This is a genomic window from Pollutimonas rozaliensis, assembly GCF_048751585.1.
Taxonomy (GTDB): Bacteria; Pseudomonadota; Gammaproteobacteria; order Burkholderiales; family Burkholderiaceae_B.
Map to the genome: position 1 here is coordinate 1 of NZ_JAZHOB010000395.1, position 229 is coordinate 229.

Consider the following 229-nt stretch of genomic DNA (forward strand, 5'->3'; position numbering starts at 1 on the left):
CTTGAGGTCGCCCGGCAGGAGCAGCGCGCGCCGTCCCGCCTTCTCGATCCACTGGGCGACCGCCTCCGCGTCGGCCTGCTCGTCCGGCAGGTAGGAGATGGCGACGTCCGCACCCTCCCGGGCGAAGGCGATGGCGACCGCGCGGCCGATGCCGGAATCGCCGCCGGTGATCAGCGCCGCCTGGCCGGTCAGCTTGCCCGAGCCCTTGTAGCTCGTCTCGCCATGGTCG

1 protein-coding gene is annotated in these 229 nt (G+C 73.4%); it reads right to left on the bottom strand.

Features of this window, described 5'->3' with window-relative positions; translation table 11 throughout:
• Window positions 1–229 (bottom strand): SDR family NAD(P)-dependent oxidoreductase (locus tag V0R37_RS23360; protein ID WP_420376726.1); only part of this gene is annotated, 229 nt, incomplete at both ends.